The sequence below is a fragment of the Dyella humicola genome, from assembly GCF_026283945.1.
GTDB lineage: Bacteria > Pseudomonadota > Gammaproteobacteria > Xanthomonadales > Rhodanobacteraceae > Dyella > Dyella humicola.
On the sequence record NZ_JAPDPC010000001.1, the window covers coordinates 2,100,934 to 2,121,397 of the forward strand.

21 protein-coding genes are annotated in these 20,464 nt (G+C 62.9%); 14 read left to right on the top strand and 7 right to left on the bottom strand.

From position 1 onward, the window contains the following. Nucleotides 1-71 precede the first annotated feature (71 nt). Genes moaC through OUZ30_RS09410 form a run of 4 tightly spaced genes read left to right on the top strand, consistent with a single transcriptional unit; the run spans nt 72 to nt 2,963 of the window. A complete protein-coding gene (gene moaC / locus OUZ30_RS09395; RefSeq protein WP_266181968.1) occupies nt 72-572 on the top strand; it encodes a cyclic pyranopterin monophosphate synthase MoaC in 501 nt (166 codons plus the stop codon). Then, nucleotides 569-1,174 carry an NTP transferase domain-containing protein gene (locus OUZ30_RS09400; protein WP_266181969.1) on the top strand — a complete coding sequence of 202 codons (606 nt, stop codon included), beginning with the start codon at nt 569-571 and terminating at the stop codon, nt 1,172-1,174. Before moaC ends, OUZ30_RS09400 begins: the two co-directional genes overlap by 4 nt. Then, nucleotides 1,171-1,413 carry a MoaD/ThiS family protein gene (locus tag OUZ30_RS09405; protein ID WP_266181970.1) on the top strand — a complete coding sequence of 81 codons (243 nt, stop codon included), beginning with the start codon at nt 1,171-1,173 and terminating at the stop codon, nt 1,411-1,413. Before OUZ30_RS09400 ends, OUZ30_RS09405 begins: the two co-directional genes overlap by 4 nt. Continuing rightward, nucleotides 1,410-2,963 carry a ThiF family adenylyltransferase gene (locus tag OUZ30_RS09410; protein WP_266181971.1) on the top strand — a complete coding sequence of 518 codons (1,554 nt, stop codon included), beginning with the start codon at nt 1,410-1,412 and terminating at the stop codon, nt 2,961-2,963. Before OUZ30_RS09405 ends, OUZ30_RS09410 begins: the two co-directional genes overlap by 4 nt. Before the next feature lie 11 nt (nt 2,964-2,974). On the opposite strand, the gene OUZ30_RS09415 is transcribed toward OUZ30_RS09410, so the two are convergent. The 5 genes from OUZ30_RS09415 to OUZ30_RS09435 form a co-directional block, all read right to left on the bottom strand. After that, complete coding sequence (locus OUZ30_RS09415; protein ID WP_266181972.1) at nt 2,975-3,979, bottom strand: aldo/keto reductase; 1,005 nt, start codon at nt 3,977-3,979, stop codon at nt 2,975-2,977. Between the two features lie 10 nt (nt 3,980-3,989). Then, entirely contained in the window at nt 3,990-4,832 is an 843-nt protein-coding gene (locus OUZ30_RS09420; RefSeq protein WP_266181973.1) for an oxidoreductase, read from the bottom strand. 141 nt (nt 4,833-4,973) lie between these two features. Then, entirely contained in the window at nt 4,974-5,861 is an 888-nt protein-coding gene (locus OUZ30_RS09425; protein WP_266181974.1) for an alpha/beta fold hydrolase, read from the bottom strand. A gap of 183 nt (nt 5,862-6,044) precedes the next feature. Continuing rightward, nucleotides 6,045-6,695 carry a glutathione S-transferase N-terminal domain-containing protein gene (locus OUZ30_RS09430; protein WP_266181975.1) on the bottom strand — a complete coding sequence of 217 codons (651 nt, stop codon included), beginning with the start codon at nt 6,693-6,695 and terminating at the stop codon, nt 6,045-6,047. Between the two features lie 150 nt (nt 6,696-6,845). Further along, nucleotides 6,846-7,733: a LysR family transcriptional regulator gene (locus OUZ30_RS09435; protein WP_266181976.1), complete on the bottom strand. Its 888-nt coding sequence runs from the start codon at nt 7,731-7,733 to the stop codon at nt 6,846-6,848. A 174-nt stretch (nt 7,734-7,907) separates the two neighbouring features. Here OUZ30_RS09435 and OUZ30_RS09440 point away from each other — a divergent pair, with 174 nt between their 5' ends. The 3 genes from OUZ30_RS09440 (at nt 7,908) to OUZ30_RS09450 (ending at nt 10,450) form a co-directional block, all read left to right on the top strand. Continuing rightward, on the top strand, nt 7,908-8,582 hold the full coding sequence (locus OUZ30_RS09440) for a DsbA family protein (protein ID WP_266181977.1): 675 nt from the start codon (nt 7,908-7,910) through the stop codon (nt 8,580-8,582). Then, nucleotides 8,579-8,944, top strand: a complete 366-nt coding sequence (locus OUZ30_RS09445) for a nuclear transport factor 2 family protein (RefSeq protein WP_266181978.1) — start codon at nt 8,579-8,581, stop codon at nt 8,942-8,944. Before OUZ30_RS09440 ends, OUZ30_RS09445 begins: the two co-directional genes overlap by 4 nt. A 126-nt stretch (nt 8,945-9,070) precedes the next feature. After that, nucleotides 9,071-10,450, top strand: a complete 1,380-nt coding sequence (locus OUZ30_RS09450; RefSeq protein ID WP_266181979.1) for an FAD-containing oxidoreductase — start codon at nt 9,071-9,073, stop codon at nt 10,448-10,450. Nucleotides 10,451-10,517: 67 nt separating this feature from the next. Here the strand turns inward: OUZ30_RS09450 and OUZ30_RS09455 are convergent, their stop codons facing one another. Continuing rightward, nucleotides 10,518-11,519: a zinc-dependent alcohol dehydrogenase family protein gene (locus OUZ30_RS09455; RefSeq protein ID WP_266181980.1), complete on the bottom strand. Its 1,002-nt coding sequence runs from the start codon at nt 11,517-11,519 to the stop codon at nt 10,518-10,520. Between the two features lie 151 nt (nt 11,520-11,670). On the opposite strand from OUZ30_RS09455, the gene OUZ30_RS09460 reads away from it, so the two are divergent. Continuing rightward, on the top strand, nt 11,671-12,522 hold the full coding sequence (locus tag OUZ30_RS09460; RefSeq protein ID WP_266181981.1) for a LysR family transcriptional regulator: 852 nt from the start codon (nt 11,671-11,673) through the stop codon (nt 12,520-12,522). 71 nt (nt 12,523-12,593) lie between these two features. Here OUZ30_RS09460 and tehA read toward each other — a convergent pair whose 3' ends face one another. Beyond that, nucleotides 12,594-13,568, bottom strand: a complete 975-nt coding sequence (gene tehA / locus OUZ30_RS09465) for a dicarboxylate transporter/tellurite-resistance protein TehA (RefSeq protein ID WP_266181982.1) — start codon at nt 13,566-13,568, stop codon at nt 12,594-12,596. Between the two features lie 273 nt (nt 13,569-13,841). Between tehA and OUZ30_RS09470 the strand changes: the two genes are divergently transcribed. From OUZ30_RS09470 to OUZ30_RS09495, 6 genes are all read left to right on the top strand, one after another. Then, nucleotides 13,842-14,810: a gluzincin family metallopeptidase gene (locus OUZ30_RS09470; RefSeq protein ID WP_266181983.1), complete on the top strand. Its 969-nt coding sequence runs from the start codon at nt 13,842-13,844 to the stop codon at nt 14,808-14,810. Between the two features lie 285 nt (nt 14,811-15,095). Next, complete coding sequence (locus OUZ30_RS09475; protein WP_266183152.1) at nt 15,096-16,277, top strand: acetyl-CoA C-acyltransferase; 1,182 nt, start codon at nt 15,096-15,098, stop codon at nt 16,275-16,277. Nucleotides 16,278-16,430: 153 nt separating this feature from the next. Next, nucleotides 16,431-17,018: a TetR/AcrR family transcriptional regulator gene (locus tag OUZ30_RS09480; protein ID WP_266181984.1), complete on the top strand. Its 588-nt coding sequence runs from the start codon at nt 16,431-16,433 to the stop codon at nt 17,016-17,018. Nucleotides 17,019-17,182: 164 nt separating this feature from the next. Then, complete coding sequence (locus OUZ30_RS09485; RefSeq protein WP_266181985.1) at nt 17,183-17,707, top strand: winged helix-turn-helix transcriptional regulator; 525 nt, start codon at nt 17,183-17,185, stop codon at nt 17,705-17,707. Between the two features lie 15 nt (nt 17,708-17,722). Further along, nucleotides 17,723-18,844, top strand: coding sequence for an HlyD family secretion protein (locus tag OUZ30_RS09490; RefSeq protein ID WP_266181986.1), 1,122 nt, complete (start codon nt 17,723-17,725; stop codon nt 18,842-18,844). A 50-nt stretch (nt 18,845-18,894) separates the two neighbouring features. Continuing rightward, the gene (locus OUZ30_RS09495) at nt 18,895-20,433 is read left to right on the top strand and encodes a DHA2 family efflux MFS transporter permease subunit (protein ID WP_266181987.1); all 1,539 of its coding nucleotides are present in this window, start codon (nt 18,895-18,897) and stop codon (nt 20,431-20,433) included. Nucleotides 20,434-20,464 lie beyond the last annotated feature (31 nt).

The following is a 20,464-nucleotide window of genomic DNA, read 5'->3' on the forward strand; positions in this document are numbered from 1 at the left end:
TTTCTTAATGCCGCCCCTGCCAGCCAGGCCGATAATGCGCCACATAACCTGCCTCGCTTCCGGAGCCTGATGTGACTCTCCCTCCCGCCAAGCTTTCCCACGTCGACGAGGCACAGCAGCCGCGTATGGTCGACGTCGGTGCCAAGCCGGTGACGAATCGCACGGCCCAGGCGCGGGCAAGGATCACGTTCCCCGCCGAGGTTGCGCAGGCGCTGCGCGCCGCCGGTTATGTCACGCCCAAGGGGGCCGTGCTCACGGTGGCGCAGATCGCCGGTGTGATGGGCGCCAAGGCGACACCGCAGCTGATTCCGCTATGCCATCCGCTCAGCCTGGATCGCTGCGACATCGCCATCCACATGGAACACAACGATGCGCTGATCGATTGCACGGTAGGCTGCCGTGGTAGCACCGGTGTGGAGATGGAAGCACTGACCGGCGCCAGTATTGCGGCCTTGACGATCTACGATATGTGCAAGGCGATGTCGCACGATATGGTGATCGGTGACATCCGCCTGGTGAAGAAGACCGGCGGCAAACACGACGTCGGAGCGGACGCGAAGGAGACGCCATGAGCGAGCAGCCCAAGGCACCACCACTCTACGGCTTGCTGCTCACGGGCGGCGCCAGTCGTCGCATGCAGCAGGACAAGGCGGTGTTGGCATATCGCGGCGAGCCGCAATTGCTGCGCGCGTGGCGTCTGCTGCAAGCGGTGACGGAACGCGCCTTCGTTTCGGCACGCGACACTCAGCGCGACGATCCGCTGCGCGCCGGCCTGCCGCTGATTCTCGATCGCTACGAAGCGATTGGGCCGGCCGCGGGTATTCTTTCCGCGCAGGACCAGTATCCCGAAGCGGCATGGTTGGTGCTCGCCTGCGACCTGCCGTTGCTGGACGCCGTCACCTTGCAGCAACTGGTGGCGCGTCGTGACCCTGCGGTGGCCGCCACCGCGTTTACGAGCAGCCATGACGGACTGCCCGAGCCGCTCTGCGCCATCTGGGAGCCGGCCAGCCATGGCTTGCTCAAACAGCGTTATGAGAGCGGCAGCTATTGCCCGCGTAAGGCACTCATGCAATCCAATGCACTGTTGTTGCCGACGCCTGGCGAGGCGCTGGATAACGTCAACACGCCCGAAGAGCGCGAGGCCATGCAGCATCGGCTGGAGACGCTGGCATGATTCTGGTGCATCTGCAGTACTACGCACAGCTGCGGGAACAGGCCGGCATGAGTGGCGAGCAGGTGAAGACGACCGCCACGTCGCTGCGCGAACTGTATGAGGAGCTGCGCCTGCGCCGTGGTTTCTCGCTGGCGGCCGACGTACTCAAGGTGGCGGTCAATGCGCAGTTCAGCGCGTGGGATCGGCCGCTGCGCGATGGCGACACCATCGTCTTCATTCCGCCGGTGGCAGGTGGATGATGCGCTTCAGTCTTTCAGACGAATCGGTGGACATCGCCTTGCTGCACGAAGCGTTGAAGCACGCTGGCAGTGGGGGCTTTTGCGCCTTCGAAGGCTGGGTGCGCGACAGCAACGAGGGGCGCGAGGTGGATGGCCTAGAGTACGAGGCCTATGCCGAGCTGGCGCAGGCGGAAGGCGAACGCATCCTCGAGGAAGCGATTACCCGTTACGGCGTCACCGACGCGCGTTGCGTGCACCGTACGGGACATCTGCATGTGTCCGACTTGGCGGTGTGGGTAGGCGTTTGCGCGCCGCATCGCGACGAGGCGTTCCGCGCCTGCCGCTACATCATCGACGAGATCAAGCATCGGCTGCCAATCTGGAAGAAGGAACACTATCTCACCGGCGAGTCCCACTGGGTGGCCTGCACCCACGTGTATCGCGAGCACGAACACGAAGCGCATCAGCCGCCTGCGCATCACGACCACGCGCGGGCCTTCGTGCCCGACTACTCGCGCCAGACCCGTCTGCGCGAGGTGGGCGAGGCAGGGCAGGCGAAGCTGGCGGCTTCACGTGTGCTGGTGATCGGTGTCGGCGGCTTGGGTTGTCCGGTACTCGGCTACCTCGCGGGTGCCGGTGTGGGGACATTGGGCATCGTCGACGGCGATCGCCTGGATGCGAGCAACCTGCATCGGCAGACCATGTACGACGCGCGCGACATCGGCGAGCGCAAGGTGGATCTGGCCGCACGTCGCATCGCTTTGCTCAATCCTGCCGTGACGGTACGTACCTGGACGGAACCGTTGCGCGCCAGCGACGTCGTGGAGGTGTTCCGCCAATTCGACCTGGTGGTGGAATGCACCGACGATATGCGCAGCCGCTATGTGAGCAGCGACGCAGCCGTGCTGAGCGGGACGCCGCTGATCATGGCCAGCGTGTATCAGTACGAAGGCCAACTGCAGGTCATCCCGGCTCGGCCGGGCACGCCTTGCCTGCGTTGCCTGTGGCCGCGTGCACCGGCACCGGAAACCGTGGGCAGTTGCGCGCAGTCCGGTGTGCTTGGCCCGGTACCCGGGGTACTCGGCACGCTGCAGGCAGCCGAGGCATTGAAAATACTGCTCGACCTGCCGCGCCCGGAAGCAGACGCCTTGCTGCTGGTTAACCTGCTCGACCTCACCATGCAGCGACTGCCCATCGACGCTACCCAGGGTTGCGCCTTGCATGGTGGCTGCGTCGAGGTTGCGCGCGAGTCGCTGGCGCTGGCGCGGGAGCAGGGTGAGGTTGATCTCGTCTTCGATAGCCTGGAGGACGCGATGGCCTCAGGCTTCACCCTGGTCGATCTGCGTGAACCCGGTGAAATCGCGAGCGACCCCTTGCCAGGTGTGCCGTCGCTGGCTATTCCGTCCGCACAAGTCCTCGCTCGCGCGAACGAGTTGACTACGTGCCGCCCGCTACTGGTTTGCGCCAGTGGGCAACGCAGCGGCCACGCTGCGCGTCTTCTGCGCGCCAACGGATTTTGCGATGTCCATTCACTCGCAGGCGGCTTGCGCGCCTTGCGCACGTACGGTTAGCTCCCTGAGCGCTAAAGCGCCTGCCGTCCCTCGATCGGATATTGAGGGTCGGTATAGCCCGGTGTGGAGGCATGGCCGGGCGGCACCAGGCTATCGATGAACGCCTCGTCTTCGGGCCCGAGCTGAACCTTCAGCGCCTCGATGTAGCTATCCCAATGGGCCTCGGTACGAGGTCCGGCGATCGTCGAGCTGATCAAACGATTCTTCAGTATCCAGGCCAGGGCGAACGCGACCGGCGTGGTGCCGCGCTCTGCGGCATGAGCGGCAATCTTCTGCGCGATCTCGATCGACTCGGGACGCCACTCGGTCTGCTGGATGCGTTTGTCGCCGCGGCCGGCGCGGCTGTCCGGCGGTGCCGGTGCGTCGTTGCGGTACTTGCCGCTTAGCACGCCACGCGCGAGAGGACTGTAGGAGACCACGCCAAGGCCGTAATGAGCGGCCGACGGCAATTGTTCGACCTCGGCCGTGCGGTCGACAATGTTGTAGAGCGGCTCGCTGGCCACCGGACGATCGATGCCGAGCTGGTCGGCGATGCGGACCACCTCGGCGATACGCCAGCCGCGAAAGTTGGAGACGCCGAAATAGCGCAGCTTGCCCTGGCGGATCAGATCGCCGACGGCGCGCACGCCTTCCTCCAGCGGCACGTCGGGCAGGGCCCGATGAAAATACAGGATGTCGATGTACTCGGTACCCAGGCGCTTGAGGCTCGCGTCGACCGTCTGGTAGATCCATTTACGGGATTGACCCCGCTCGTTGGGAGCGCGGGTGGTGTGAAAACCGAACTTGGTCGCCACTACCCAGGCATCGCGGTGTTCCGCAATGGCGCGGCCAACGATTTCTTCCGACTTGCCGGCGCGGTAAACATCGGCCGTGTCGATGAAGTTCACGCCCTGCTTGAACGCCTTGTCGATGATCCGTTTGGCGGTGGCCTCGTCGGTTTCACCGCCAAACATCATGGCGCCCAGGCACAGCGGCGATACCTTGAGGGCACTGCGGCCGAGATAGCGGTATTCCATGTTCAATCCTTCAAGCGAAGTCGGTAGAGCGACTGACAGGCTCCCAGGTATCGATCTGCGCCAGGAGATCAGCAAGGTGTCCTCGTACCACGTTGAGTGCGTCGCTGCCGAGCAGCAGATGCACCGGGGCTTGCTTGGCATCGATCAACTGCAACAGCGCCTGGGCAGCGCGCCCCGGGTCGCCAGCCTGCTTGCCGCTCTTGTCCTCGCGCGCCTTGCGGATGGGATCGAAGAGCGCATCGTAGTCGGCAATGCTTCGCTCGCTACGAATCATCGAGCGGCCCGCCCAATCGGTGCGAAACGAACCGGGCGCGATGGCCGTCACCTTGATGCCAAAGGCCTCCACTTCCTTGGCCAGCACGCCCGTAATCCCTTCGAGTGCGAACTTGCTGCCCGCGTAGTAGGCAATGCCGGGAAGCGGGGTGTAGCCGGCCATCGACGACATATTGATGATATGGCCGGATCGGCGCTCGCGCATGCCAGGGAGCACGGCCTTCATCATGGCGACGGCGCCAAAGACATTGACCTCAAACTGATGGCGCATGGCCTCCAGTGGCGACTCTTCCAGCACACCTTCGTGGCCGTAGCCGGCATTGTTGATAAGCACGTCGATGCGACCAAACTCGTCAATCATCGAGGCGATGGCGCCATCGATGGCAGCGAAATCCGTGACATCGAGAACCACCGCGCGAGCACTCCCCGGGGCGATCGCCTCGAACGGCGCGCGATCGTCCTCGCGGCGGACCGTGCCGATGACCTGATGACCCGCTGCAACTGCAGCCTCGGAGAATGCGCGGCCGAAACCCGAACTGACGCCGGTGATCAGGAAGACCTTTTTGTGATCGTGGTTCATTCGCTATACCGCCTCTTGCGTGGGGAAGAAGCTAGACTCTGGGCGCATCGAGGGGTTGAGTGAAGCGCTTGCTGGCGGAAGTCAGCCTTTCGATCCGCGCACAAATCGACTCGGCCCGGTGCAAGGATCGCCACTCGACCATTAGCGGGCACCGCCTGCCACGCGCACCATGTGATCTCGCTGCCGATTCAGGAATTGCAGCGTGAAATCGGCAACCTCCTGGCCTTTCGTGTCCATCGCAAAATGTCCGGCATCAAGGATGTGGACTTCGGCATCAGGCACGTCTTTCTGGTACGCCCATGCGCCGGCAACGGTGAACGAAGGGTCGTACTTTCCCCAAAGTACCAACATGGGCGGGTGGTGCGCCTTCAGATAAGCCTGCCACGCGGGGTATGACGCGACGTTGGTGCGGTAGTCATAGAACAGGTCTTCTTGAATGCGGCCCTCGCCTGGACGGCTGAGGAAGGCGAACTCGTCGGTCCATGCATCCGGATCGTAAAGGCTGGGATCGGGATCCGTGCCGACATGGCGCTGTTTTGCCGCCTCAAGCGAAATCAGGTTCGCGCGGAGCTTGTCGGCGTATGCTTCCCGGTTGGCCCAATACTGACGGCGAGTCGTCCACAGCGGGCCCAGGCCCTCTTCGTGTGCCACCGCGTTCTGTATGACGATCGCCGCGATCCGCTCGGGGTGTATCTGCGCCAGGCGAAACCCGACCGGGCCCCCGTAATCCTGGACGAAGAGCGCGTAGTGCTGGATACCGAGTTGCTGCGTGAAGGCATCGATGACGGACGCCAGGTGGTCAAACGTATAAGCAAACGTCTCGGGAGGCGGCGCGTCGGAATGGCCAAAGCCTGGATAGTCAGGCGCGATCACGTGAAATCGCCGCGCCAGCACGGGTATCAGCTTGTCGTACATCCGCGATGAGGATGGGAAGCCATGCAGCAAGAGCACCGCGGGCGCGTGACTGTCGCCCGCTTCGCGATAGAAGATGTTCAACCCGTGGACATTGGCCGTTCGATACCTAGTCATCACATCACCTGCGGGTGGGTGATCGTCATCGCGACTGACTGCGGAAGCGGCGAGTGGACTTGCGCAGGCTATCGCGCAAGCCATGAGGAAGGCCATTCGTCTCATGGGTTGGACCCTTGATGATGGGTTTCTACGGTGGAGTGCGGGGGTGAAGCTCCTTTCCTGCGCGGATGGGTGCACGCATCAAGCGATGCGCTTTTCAGGCGTGTAGTCGCTGAGGACAGCCATTCCCTTGACCACCGCAGGGCGCGCGGCAAGGCTTTCCATCCAGCGTTTCAGTGACGGCCGCGTCGCTGCTAAGCCACCAAGAAGTTGCGGAATATTGGCGATCACTGAGGCCACCCAGGGGTAGATGGCGATGTCGGCGATGCTGTAATCGTCGCTTCCGACATACTGCGAAGCGGCAAGACGGCGCTCAAGCACGTCGAGCAGCCGATTGGATTCGGTGAGATAGCGATCGATGGCGATCGGCATCTTCTCTTTCGCACGATTCGCGAAAAAGGCCAGTTGGCCAAACATGGGGCCCAGGCCACCGACCTGCCAATACAGCCATTGCAAGGTCTCGTAGCGTGCGGCACCGCTGCTGGGAAGAAGCTTTCCAGTGCGGTCAGCCAGGTACTCCAGGATGACACCGCTCTCGAAGATCTTGAGGCCATTCGAATCATCGGCCAGGGCCGGAATCTTGCTGTTCGGTGAGATGGCAACGAAATCCGGCAGGAATTGCTGCTGGTTATTGATATCCACCGCATGCACCACGTAATCGAGCTGCAGCTCTTCCAGCGCAATCGCCGGTTTGCGCCCGTTTGGCGTCTTCCAGGTATAGAGATGCAGCATGAGTCCTCCGGCAGAGACAAGTCAGTAACGCGAGTCGACCATCCTATTCGCGTCCATGCCAAGGCATAAATGGGGTTCATGGTACTTCTGTTGATACGCGATGTAACAAGCCCGCTGGGTGATCTATTCCGAGGACTGGGCGAGGGAGACTCAGGTCATCTTTTGGACCAGAAAGTCGATGAAACTCCGCACGCGAAACGGCACGTGTCGGCTTGATGGGTAAAGCAGGTTGAAAGGACGCGATCGCCCCGAGGCTTCCTGCAGGACTTCGACGAGTCGTCCCGCGCGAAGATCGCCTTCCACGACGAAGCGATAGGTTTGAAATAGACCGGCGCCGTGCCGCGCGAGCGTCACGCCACCCAGGATATCCTCGGAAAGGGAGTAGCCACCCTCGGTGCGCAGTTCGATGTCGTTGCCCTGGTCCCTGAATAACCACGTGATCCGGCGACCACTACTGGGGAGGTCGAACTGAATGCAGTCGTGCGCACGCAGATCATCCAGGCTCTTCGGGGTGCCGCAGCGCGCCAGATAGGCAGGCGATCCGACCACGACGAGTGCCGCATCTTCCAGGTGGCGCACGATAAGCCCTGAATCTCCCGGTGAGCGCACGCGGATGGCCAGGTCAAATCCTTCCTCCGAAAAATCCACGTTGCGGTTGCCCACATGGACCTCGACGCGCACGTCGGGATGCAGTTCTCGAAATTCCGGAAGCAAGGGAAGCAGCCGGTAATGCGAATAAGTTGTCGGCGCACTGATGCGTAGCGTCCCGACGGGATGCAGTTGCTCACCCCCTGCGACTCTTTCGGCTTCCACCAACTGGTCGAGCGCCTGACGACACTGCTCGTAATACACACGGCCGGCGTCGGTCAGGCGCATGTGTCGGGTCGTTCGTACGAACAGGCGCACGCCCATGCGCTCTTCGAGCCTGGCGACCGATCGACTGACGGCCGCCGGCGTCACACCCGCCGTGGCTGCGGCCGCCGTGAAGCCGCCAAGCTCAGCCGACAGACAGAACAGCTCGATGCTGCCGAGCGCCATGTCGTCAAACCGCCTGGGCATGATCTGTTACACCACGCATCAAATGAATTGCATTGAACCATATTTATCCCTGATCGAAGCACAAATAGAGTGTCCACCAAGTCAAAAGGCGGGTTCCCATCATGGCCCCGGCAGTGACAGACGACTCCCATAGCAACTTTCTGGATTAATCACATGAAACTGATTTTTGTCGGCGATCCGATGTGTTCCTGGTGCTACGGCTTCGGCAAGCAATTGGCCGAGGTGCGGGGCGCGTTTCCTGAAATCGAGCTCGATATCGTCGTCGGCGGTGTCGGTGCGGGTGCGACGGAACCGCTGACGCTGGCCCAGCGTGAGTTTCGACTGGGCCACTGGTCGCGCGTTGAGGCGGCGAGCGGATTGCCGTTTGACCGTGAAGCATTCAAGGCTCGCACGGGCTTCGTCTACGACACTGAGCCGGCTTGCCGGGCTGTGGTCGCGGCTCGCTTGATGGCGCCATCGATCGACCAGTTGAGCGTGTTCCGAGCCATCCAGCACGGCTTCTATGCCGAAGGCCTGGATATCACCGAGGGCGCCCTGTTGGCCGAACGGGTGGCGGAGACGATGACAGGCATGGGATTTCCGACCACCGCGGAGGCGTTTCTTACGGTGTGGCGGGCGCGCGAAACCGTCGCCGCCACGCAAGAGGACTTCCTGCAGGCCCGTCGATGGGGAGTTTCCAGCTTCCCGGCGCTACTACTGCAAGACGGGAGCAAACTGTACAACCTGGTCACGGGTTTCGTCGCCGCCGCCGAGCTGCATTCGCTGATTGAAACCAGCGTCAAGGCGTTAGCACCCGGCGCCACCAACAAGGGAGTCCGCTACGCATGAGCAGCCATGATGCAGTCCTGGGGGTGATGCATGCCTACTTCGATAGTATCTATACGGGAAACGCTGATGGCCTTCGGGCCGTCTTCCTGCCCGACGCGAGGGTGACGGACAACGTACAGGGCCAGCTACGCGTGCGCTCGGCCGAGGAATACATCCTCGCCGTAGCCTCGCGGAAAAGTCCGCATGCGCTAGGCGAGCGACAGGCGATGAACGCCATTTCGATCGACGTGCTCGATGGTGTGGCCAGTGTCACGGCGCGCCTGGAGATGCTTGGACAGAGGTATTTCAACGTGCTGTCGCTGCTGAAGCAGAATGGGCGTTGGGTCATCGTGCACAAGCTGTTCGGCAATATCGAGTCCTGAAGACGCCCCTCAAGCACACCTCATACGCCAGCTCACGTGATTGGCTGGCGTATGGAGTGCCTGCATTGACGCTTCCTTGCTTCCCTTGGTGCCACGCTTGCCAGATTCTTCCTTGGGGCGAGTGCGATGGGGCAGCAATTCGATGCAGTGGTGGTAGGGACGGGGCAGGCGGGTCCGTCGCTGGCGGAGCGCCTGGGGAAGTCCGGACGCAAGGTGGCGGTGGTCGAGCGCAAGCTGGTGGGCGGCACCTGCGTCAACACTGGCTGCATTCCCACGAAGTCGATGGTGGCAAGCGCCTATGTTGCGCACATGGGGCGCCGCGCAACCGATTATGGCGTCGACAACGGCGGCGACGTGCGCGTGGCCATGCAGCGTGTGTGGGAACGCACGCGCGGCATCTCCGAGCGTTCGCGCAGCAGTGTAGAGAACTGGCTGGCCGGCATGCCGAATGTCACCCTGTTGCGTGGACACGCGGCATTCGAATCACCGCATAGCCTGCGTGTCGGTGATCAGCTGATCGAAGCCGGCGAGATCTTTCTCAATGTCGGAGGTCGCGCGACCATGCCCGATTTTCCAGGCATCGATACCGTGCCGTTTATGACCAACGTGGGGATCATGGATCTGCGCGAGCTTCCGCAACATCTGGTGATCGTGGGCGGCAGCTATATCGGGCTGGAGTTCGGGCAAATGTTCCGCCGTTTTGGCGCCAAGGTGAGCATCGTCGAGCGCAGCGAACGCCTCCTTCCTCGGGAGGACCCCGAGGTATCGGCGGCCATCGTTGACATCCTTCAGCGCGAGGACATCACCCTGCATCTGGCCGCGGAGTGCATCGAGCTTCATGGCAAAGCAGGCGACCTGAGCGTCGTGGCCACATGTGCAGAGCCGCGCATGGAAGTGCGTGGCACCCACCTTCTACTAGCCGTGGGTCGGCGACCCAATACGGATACGTTGGGCCTGGACAAGGCTGGCGTGGCCATGAACGAGCATGGCTACATCGTGGTGGACGACCAATGCCGCACCAATGTCGAAGGCGTTTGGGCGATGGGTGATTGCAACGGCAAGGGCGCCTTTACCCACACCTCGTACAACGATTACGAGATCGTCGCGGCCAATCTGCTGGACAGCGAGCCGCGCCGCATTTCCGATCGCATCCCGGCCTATGCGCTATTTATTGATCCGCCCTTGGCGCGCATCGGCATGACCGAGCAGGAAGCCTTGCACAGCGGTCATGACGTGCTTGTCGGCGTCCGTCCCATGGCGCGCGTAGGGCGTGCCGTCGAACGTGGCGAAACGCTCGGCTTCATGAAAGTGATCGTGGATGGAAGCACTGAGCAATTGCTGGGCGCTAGCATCCTTGGCGTGAATGGCGACGAGGCCATCCATTGCCTGCTCGACATCATGTATGCCAAGGCGCCTTATCGCACCGTGACGCATGCCGTGCATATCCATCCAACCGTTGCAGAGTTGCTGCCGACGACGTTGCAGAGCCTGACGAAACCCACCTGAGGGCGACACCACCGCTGTTGGTACCGAGCGATCCGGTACCGTTGGCGTGCCACGGGCGAGGCAGGCGCTAGCCAACGACATCGATGACGACTTTCCCCTGCGCCTGGCGCGACTGCAGCAGTTCGTGAGCGTTGCCTACGGAGGTCAGGTCGAAGCGGCTCGGATCGAGTCGCGGCAACAACTTTCCCGTCTCGGCAAGCCGCGTGGCCTCGCGCAGGATGTCACCATGATGGGCCTTGCCTTCGCCTGTCAGTAACGGAAGCAAGGTGAATACGCCTGAATACGTGGCAGCGCGGAACGAAAGCGGCGCGAGCGCATGCGTTCCCCAACCCAGTGAGCTGACCACGTGGCCAAAACGCTTCACCGCCTTGAACGATGCATCCAGGCTCACGCCACCCGCGGTGTCATAGACAACGTCAAAGCCACGGCCCGAGGTATGGGTCGCCACATAGTCTTCGACCGTGCACCGCGCGTAGTCGATCGGCGTCGCTCCCAAGTCGGCAATGACATCGGCGCTGGATGCGGCATGGGTGGCGAAAACGCTCGCCCCGAGCGCGCGTGCAATCTGGATCACCATGGTTCCCACGCCGCCGGCGCCGCCTTGCACCAGAACGGTTTGTCCGGCGCCCAGGCGTGCACGGTCCACCAGGCCCTCCCATGCCGTAATGAAGATCAGTGGCAGTGACGCGGCTTCGCGCATGCTGAAGTTGGCGGGCTTGAGCGCCAGCAGGTCGGCATCGACGGCGGCATACTCGGCCAGCGATCCCTGCACGCCGCCCACGCCGCCGGTCATGCCGTAGACCTCGTCACCCCGACAAAACGTCGTCACGCCTGGGCCTACGGCGTCGACCACACCCGCGAGATCGATCCCAAGGATGGCCGGCAGCGGATGTCGGGCATGCTCCGCCTTGCCGCTGCGAATCTTCAGGTCCAGCGGATTGACGCCACTCGCCTTGATGCGCACCAGGACCTGCCCGGCGCCGACAAGCGGGCGGGCGATCGTGGCGTGGCGAAACGGCCCGCCGTGGGTTTCCAGAACAGCGGCGTGCATGGTGTTCGTGGTGCTCATAGCCAAGGTCTCGATGAGGGATGTCGCTAAGCTATCCCCATTTATTTCGCATGGAAACCCAAGAAATTGCATTCTAATCATGCATAAATGCATGGTATGAAGGCCGCATCTGTCCAGGCCATCTTGGCCAATCGCGGGGGGAGGAGCTCTTATGGAATGGGATGACCTTCGCGTCTTTCTTGCGGTGGCTCGCGAGGGAACGCTCGGTGCAGCGGCCCGCAAACTGGGGCAGACCCAGCCGACCATGGGCCGTCGCTTGCGTGCGCTGGAGGGAGCGGTGGGACAAAAATTGTTCCAGCGTACGAACGACGGCTTCGTGATCACCGATGAAGGCGCAGCGGTGCTCAATCATGCGGAACGCATGGAGGAGGAGGCCCTGGCGCTCCAGCGGCAACTGGCCGGCCAGGAACAACTGCTCGATGGTTCTCTGAGGATCACTTCGTCGGACTGGTTCGGCGCCTATGTGCTGACGCCGGTGCTGGCGGAGTTTTCACACGCGCATCCGCGCGTGACGATCGAACTGCTGACCGACGCCCGCTTCTTGAGTCTTTCACGCCGCGAGGCGGACCTGGCTTTTCGCATCCAGCCCTTTGAAGAGCCGGACATCGCGTCACGCAAGCTGCTGTCCATGCCGTATGGGCTCTATACCCGCACCGGCTCGGTGCATCCCGTGGCGGGCAACGGCGCGGATGTCGTCCTGGTCACCATGGATACGGCGTTTGGCAGCATGCCGGACGTTGCCTGGCTGCAACGCATGTTGCCGCGTGCGCCGGTCGCCGTGCGCAGCAATGCCCGCCTCATTCAGGCCCAGATGTGTGCCCAGGGTGTTGGCGTGGCCGTCCTGCCGCGACCTCTGGGCGATGGCTTTGCCGGGCTCGAGCGCATTGAGCTTGGCGAAGACCCGCCATCGCGGGATACCTGGGTCGGCTATCACCATGATCTGCGACGCCTCGGGCGCTTGCGCGCCTTGCTGGACATGGTCTTCGCGCGCCTGGCGAATTGATGGGTGTGGCGTGCATGGCGTCCGGACGGATGGGGTGCGCCCAGTGGGTGCACCGATGCCAGCCTTCCGCGCTACGGCCCCGGTGCAGGCATCACCGGAGCGGGCGGCAAAAAACGGCCTTGCGACAGTCGCCACAAGCTACCCAGGAGCAGCGCGATCATCGCCACGTTGGCTAGCACGAAAGCGGGCAGGGCGAGGACCGCGATCGCTCCGGTCGTCCCGCGCCAGACCATGTGCAGTGCGCCCGTGGACAACGCGGTGATGCCGAAGCTGAAAGCCCAATAGGAAGCCGCGAAGGGTTGCCGCGTGATCCACGGCGCCAGGCGCAACAGCATCAACAGCTGGAACACGCCGTAACCCCACATCGCCTGCGCGAAAAGGTCGGGTAAGCCCTGTGTGTTCGCGAGATAGGCCAACGAGCCCACCACGGGTGGGGCAAGTTGGATTCCCACGGCAGGGCGCAGTGGCTCGTTGATCGGCGCGCCCATCCACAAGCGGAACAGGATGACCGACTCCATGACCACCCAATTGAAGAAGCCCGCGCCGAAGAACAGTACGCCCCAGCTCGGCTGACCTAGTGTGCCGGCTGCAATCGCGCAAATGAAATTGCCCGCCACGGTGGGCAGGAACAGAATCGGCGTCACCGTCGCCAAATCGCGACCACCGCGCCACATGCCGCCGGAGCGAAACAGGCCGAAGGCGAGCTGTCCCGCGCTGCCGACGATCCACAGACCTATCGCCACACCGTGGTGATACGGCCCGATCGCCAGCGCCATCAGCGCGAACGTGGCGGGTGCCAGGCCTATGAAACAGCATTGCACAGCATCGCGCGCTTCCGCCAAGGCGCGGTCGCGAGACCATACCCACTTGACCACATACAGCGCGACCAGCAACGCCCAGACCAGGGCGCCAAACAGCATGATGGCTTCCCCGATGGCATGCGGTAGCTGCCATAGCCGACCTGCCATGCGCCAGCTTCCACCCAGCCCGATGATGCCGAGCACCGTGCCGAAGAAGGATGCCGGTATTGCCTTGAGACTGCCCATGGACGTGTCCCGACAAGAGTGGGTCGACGGAATGCGCGGCGCGCGTCATGCGAACAGCCGCATCATGCTATGGCAACGGCGGCATACGCTACCGCGCCAACGGGTGGCGGGCGGCTTCAGGTGCCGGCGCGTTGACGTTACCTTGCGTGCCGCGGTGGCATGGTCGCGGTCTGCGCGAGCACCGGTCGCGGCTTCACCGAGGCGATCGGGCAAGCGCCAACATGGCTTGCGCGGGACGCCCCGGGCAAAGGATCCAGGCTTGGGCCGATCACGATGAAACGCAGGCAATTTCTCGGTGCAATCGTCGGCGGTGTGGCCGCGGCATGCTTGCCGTCCGCGGAGCTCTCGGCGCAAGGCTTCGAAGATGCACGCGACGTCTATGCCGCATTGCGTGGCCGTCCCGACCTGAGGCTGGCGATCGGCGGTGGCGACATCTTCGTGGTGTTCGCGGACGGCTCATCCGCGCTTGATCGGAGCCGGGTCGCTGCCTGGATCCAGCGCAGTGCCGTCGCCGTCTCCACCTATTTCGGCCGCTTCCCGGTAGAGCGTGTCGGCCTGCTGGTCATCGCCGGGGAGGGTGACCACGTTGGCCCGGCAACGGCTTACGGCATCGAAAGCTCGGCCATGCGCGTGCATGTCGGTGCCGCAGCAAGTGATGCCAAGTTCATGAACGACTGGGTGCTGGTCCACGAAATGGTTCATCTTGCCCTGCCGAACGTGCCGAGGCGAAGTGAATGGCTGTTGGAAGGTAATGCAACCTATGTCGAGCCCATCGCGCGTGCGCAGGCAGGACAGATCACGCCGCAGGCCGTGTGGCGATGGGCGGTCGAAGACATGTCCAAGGGGCAGCCTGGCCCTGACGACCAGGGTCTCGATCACACGCATACGTGGGGACGCACGTATTGGGGCGGTGCGATGTTTTGGCTGCTCGCTGAAATAGCCATTTACGAGAAGAGCGCAGGACGCTACCGGCTGCAGGACGCGCTACGTGCGATCAACCGGGCGAGCGGAGGCAATACGAAATTTTGGGAGGTCGAGCAGGTGTTGGCGGCAGGTGACGCTTCGGTTCGCCTCGACGTTATGACGACGTTGTACAACGAGATGAAGGACCGTCCGGTCCACGTCGATCTCGATCACGCCCTGCAGCGATTGGGTATCTCCGAAGTCGACGGAGAGATTCGCTTCGACGACGGCGCTCCGCTGGCGGCGCTGCGACGTTCCATCACCGCCTCGCCGCATTGAGGTTGAGAGCGTTGCGGTTGAGCTGGCACGACGCGTATCCACTCGATCATCGCGTCATCGGATACCTGGTGAGCACGGCCGTGGTGCAGTCCGCGGCCGCGAGTCACGCCGCCCCTTTAATTTGAAATTATAGTCATCATATTATCGTTCGCGTGAGCCCCGCGATTGGATTCGGCGCGTCGTCGTGCGTGCCGGATCGAGTCGTTGGACAGTCACGTCCGCGGGCGAGCCATGAGGCTGCGCGGAACAGTCACTCCTTCACTCTGCGAATCTCCCATGACCACCATCGATCCTGTTGTCATCGTATCGGCCGTACGCACCCCGCTTGGCCGCTTCCTGGGCGAACTGGCAACTCAGCCCGCGCATAAACTTGGCTCGCTGGCCATCGGCGCAGCCATCGCCAGGGCCGGCGTAGATCCTGCATCAGTGGATGAAGTGCTGATGGGATGCGTGTTGCCGGCGGGCCAGGGCCAGGCACCGGCACGCCAGGCTTCGCGCGCGGCCGGTCTGCCGGACGCGGTAGGCGCGACAACCGTCAACAAGGTCTGTGGTTCAGGCATGAAGGCGGTGATGTTGGCCCATGATCTTATTCGTGCCGGGTCGGCCAATGTCGTTGTGGCCGGCGGCATGGAGTCCATGTCGGGCGCGCCTTACCTGCTGAGCAAGGCACGCAGCGGTTACCGGGTCGGCCACGATCAGATCTTTGACCATATGATGCGCGATGGCCTGGAGGACGCTTACGAAACAGGGCGCCCGATGGGAGACTTCGGTGAGGTGGCCGCCAAGGCCTATGGATTCAGCCGGGACGATCAGGACGCCTGGGCCATCGAGACGCTGAAGCGGGCGCAGCAAGCCATCGAGAGCGGAGCATTCCGCGAAGAAATCGTGCCCGTAGAGCTCGCGGCGAAGAATGGCAGTGTATGGATCGAGCACGACGAGCACCCGCAGAAGGTATCCGCCGAGAAAATTCCCGCGCTCAAGCCGGCATTTCGCGCCGACGGGACGATTACGGCGGCCAGTGCGTCGGCCAATGCCGATGGTGCGGCGGCGCTGATCCTGACCCGACGCTCGATCGCCGAGCAGGTAGGCCTCCCCATCCTGGCAACCATCAAAGGGCACGCGACGCATTCGCAGGATCCCGCGTGGTACACCACGGCGCCGATTCCTGCGATCCAGAAACTGCTGCGGAACCTGGATTGGAGCACGGACAGTGTCGATCTCTTCGAGATCAACGAGGCGTTTGCCGTTGTTCCGATGATGGCGGCGAAAGAGCTTGGCATTCCACGCGATAAGATCAACGTGCATGGCGGTGCGTGCGCACTTGGTCACCCGATCGGCGCTACCGGCGCTCGCCTGATGGTGACTTTGTTGCATGCGCTGCGCCATACGGGCGGCCGTCGCGGTGTAGCCTCGCTATGTATTGGTGGTGGCGAGGCCACGGCGATCGCCATTGAATTGGAGGCCTGATGGATCGGCTGTTGGCGTGAACGTTGGCCATCGCATGACGGTGGCCACACGCCTGGACTGAGGTCATGGGTGACCTTGGTCCAGCGTGGATCAGCGTATTTGGATGAAACTGGCCGCGTGTCGGTTCGGGTATGTAGGGGGAGGAGTTAAACCATGCGTTACGACAAGGGTCACAAAGAAGCCACCCGCCAGCGGATCATCGAGGCTGCCGCCGCGCGTTTTCGCGAGGAAGGCATTGCTGCCGTCGGCGTCGCCAACCTGATGAGCGACATCGGTCTTACCCAGGGTGGTTTTTACAATCACTTTGAATCCAAGGACGATCTCGCGCGCGAGGCGATCATGCTCGCCTGGCAGGGCACCTACGAGCGTTTACGCAAGGCGCTCGAGCGTGCGAAACATGGCGGCATCGCAGCGCTGATCGATACCTATCTCAGCGAGTCGCACCGCAACCGGGTTGCCGAGGGCTGCGTGGCGGCCGCGCTCTCCGCCGAAATCGCGCGTGGATCGGAGTCGCTGCGAGATGCGTTTAGCGAGGGCACGGCGCAAACGACGGCGCTGATTGCCGGCGCGCTGCCCGGAAACCTGACGCCCAAACAACGCCATGGCATCGCAATGGCCGTGCTGTCCTCCTTGGTCGGCACCCTGATGCTGGCTCGCGCGGTGAGTGATCCGGCCATGTCTGACGAGCTGCTCGCCCAAGGGCGCCGGGCGGCGCTCGCGTTGGCCGAGGTCGCGAAATAGCGCGCACCTTTCGCGGCTTTCCGCCGACGCGAAGGATCCCCCTCGCGCAGGTCTAGTGACGCCTTTGGCGCCTTCACGTCGTCGTCACAACTAGTCACTTGCATAATGATAGTTACTGATCATATGATGACCATCATCTTATTGGTCACGGCAGGTCTTCCGTCATGCAACGCAAGAGCTTCGAGGGTATGCAATGCGCCATTGCGCGCAGCCTGGAGCGGGTAGGCGAGTGGTGGAGCATGCTGATCCTGCGCGACGCCTTTTATGGCATCACCCGTTTCGACGAGTTCCAGCAAAGCCTGGGGATCGCACCCAACATGCTGAGTCGGCGGTTGAGCGGACTGGTGGAGAGCGGGCTGCTGGTTCGCCGTCCTTACCAGGATCGCCCGGTACGTTACGAATACGTCCTGACGCCGGCCGGCGAGGACTTTCGCCCCGTGCTGATCACCTTACTGGCCTGGGGCAATCGCCATTTCGCGCCTGAGGGCGTGAGCTCGCATCTGACAGACGTGCGTACCGGGCAGGCGGTCGAGCCTGTCTTGGTCGACGCACATACCGGTGAGCAGATATCGCGCGCGCGCCACGTCCTGCACGCGGGCCCTGCCGCCAGCGAGGGCATGCGCGCCCGCATCGAACTCAGTCGCCAGCGCCGCGAACGGCGTGGCGACGACAAGTCATCCTCAAACTAGAGCTGGAGTTTTCCCATGAGCAGCGTCACCGTTGTCAAGCGTGCGGAGGTGCCCCCCGAGATTGAGCCCGAGGTCACCCCGGCACCCCGAAGTCGGCGAAAACTCGCCTTGCGTGCGGCCATTGGCGTGGCCCTGGTCGCTGGCGTGATTTATGGCGTGCACTGGTGGGGCGTAGGGCGTTTCATTGAAAGCACGGACGATGCGTATGTCGGTGGCGATGTCACCGTCATCGGCCCCAAGGTTTCCGGCTACATCACCCAACTGGCGGTGACGGACAACCAGGTCGTTCACGCCGGCGATTTGCTGGTCAAGATCGATGATCGTGACTACCGTGCGGCGCTGGCCAAGGCGGATGGCGCGGTAGCCGCCCAGGAAGCCCTGTTGGCCAATCTGGAGGCCACCGAGCGCTTGCAGCAGGCGGTGATCAACCAGGCGAAGGCTGGCGTCTCCGCCGCGGACGCGGAATTCGTGCGTTCGCGCGATGATGAAACGCGTTACCGCGATCTCTCCAGCCGCTCGGCCGTCTCAGTCGAAAGCGCGCAGCGGGCCGACGCCACCTACAAGACCGCCCAGGCCAACACGGAAAAAGCCCAGGCCGCGCAGATTGCCTCGCAGCGGCAGCTGGACGTCATCGCTTCGCAGAAGCAGCAGGCGCTGGCCGCTTTGCAGCAGGCCAAGGCCGAGCGGGACATCGCGCAGCTCAACGTCAATTACACCGAGCTGCGCGCTCCGGTCGACGGCGTGATTGGTAATCGGCGCGCAAGAGTCGGCGCATTTGCTGCTGCTGGCACGCAACTGCTCTCGGTGGTGCCTGCGCACGGCCTATGGGTGGATGCCAACTTCAAGGAAGACCAACTGGCACGCATGCAGGCCGGCCAGGTGGTCGATGTTCGTGCGGATGTGATGCCGGGCAGGGTGTTCCATGGCCGTCTTGGCAGCCTGGCGCCGGCCACCGGCGCGCAATTCAGCGTGCTCCCTCCGGAAAATGCGACCGGCAATTTCACCAAGGTCGTGCAGCGCGTGCCGGTGCGCGTCGTGCTTGATCCCAAGGATGACGCGCTTGGCGTGCTGCGGCCGGGTCTGTCCGTGGTCGCCGACGTAGACACGCGTGCTGCAGGTCGGGCCGGCGCCCCATGAACACCACGGCCGCGCGCTTTTCGATGCCGATGGATCCATCGGCGTTGAGCATGGCGCAGAAGATTTTCGCGTTTTCCAGCATGTGCGTGGGCATGTTCATTGCGCTGCTGGATATCCAGATCGTGTCGGCTTCGCTGCGCGACATCGGCGGCGGCCTCTCGGCAGGCACGGACGAGACCGCGTGGGTGCAGACCAGCTACCTGATTGCCGAGATCGTGGTCATCCCGCTATCGGGCTGGCTGTCGCGGGTGTTCTCCACACGCTGGTTGTTTGCTGCTTCTGCCGCCGGCTTCACCGTCACCAGCATGTTGTGTGGCCTGGCGTGGAATATCCAGAGCATGATCGTGTTCCGGGCCCTTCAGGGTTTCCTGGGTGGCTCGATGATTCCGATGGTCTTCACGACGGCGTTTGTCTTTTTTCACAACAAGCAGCGCGTCGTCGCAGCAGCCACCATCGGTGCACTGGCCTCGTTGGCTCCGACCCTCGGCCCGACCCTGGGTGGCTGGATCACCGACCACTCGTCGTGGCACTGGCTGTTCTATATCAATCTCATCCCGGGCATCTTCGTCGCCGTTGCCGTGCCATTGCTGGTCAACATCGATGCACCCGACCTGTCGTTGCTGCGCCGTGCAGATTATTTCGGCATGGTGCTGCTCGCGCTGTTCCTCGGCTGCCTTGAATACACACTGGAAGAGGGGCCGCGCTGGAACTGGTTTAGCGATGCCACGATCCTGACGACAGCGTGGATTTCCGGTCTGGCTGGCGTGGGCTTTGTCGTCCGTAGCCTGACCTACGATCACCCGGTGGTGGATCTGAGCGCACTACGCGAACGCAATTTCGCACTCGGCTGCTTCTTTTCATTCGTCAGCGGGATCGGGCTGTTCGCCACCATCTACCTGACCCCGTTGTTTCTTGGCCGCGTGCGCGGATACAGCGCACTGGAAATCGGCGAAGCGGTATTTTCGACCGGCGTATTCCAGATTCTCACCATCCCGCTGTACTCGTATCTGGCGCAACGCGTGGATCTGCGCTGGATCTTGATGGCCGGCCTGGCACTGTTCGCGATATCGATGTGGGACTTCACTCCCATTACGCACGATTGGGGCGCCCATGAGTTGCTGCTACCGCAAGCCCTGCGTGGCATGGCGCAGCAGTTGGCGATTCCGCCGACGGTCACGCTGACCCTTGGCAGCCTGGCACCATCGCGACTGAAGCTGGCCTCCGGGTTGTTCAACCTGATGCGCAACCTGGGCGGCGCCATCGGCATCGCCGTCTGCGCCACCATCCTCAACGATCGCACCAATCTGCATTTCTATCGCATCGCCGAGCATCTCAACAGCACGAACGAAGCCATGGGCCAGTGGCTCGCGCAGGCCGGCGGTCATCTCGCGGAGCTCGGGCAATCCGTCGATGGTTCGGACGATGGCGCCTTGCACCAGTTGTGGCTGCTCGCCTATCGCGAGGCGCAGACGTTGTCGTATGCCGACGCCTTCCTGGTGATCATGCTCTGTTTTGCGGTGGCTACGGTGATGGTGCCGTTGATGCGCAAAGTGGTTCCTCCGTCTGCGCCGTCCGCGGACGCGCACTGAGCCCCCCATGAATTCCTCACAGTCTCACTCC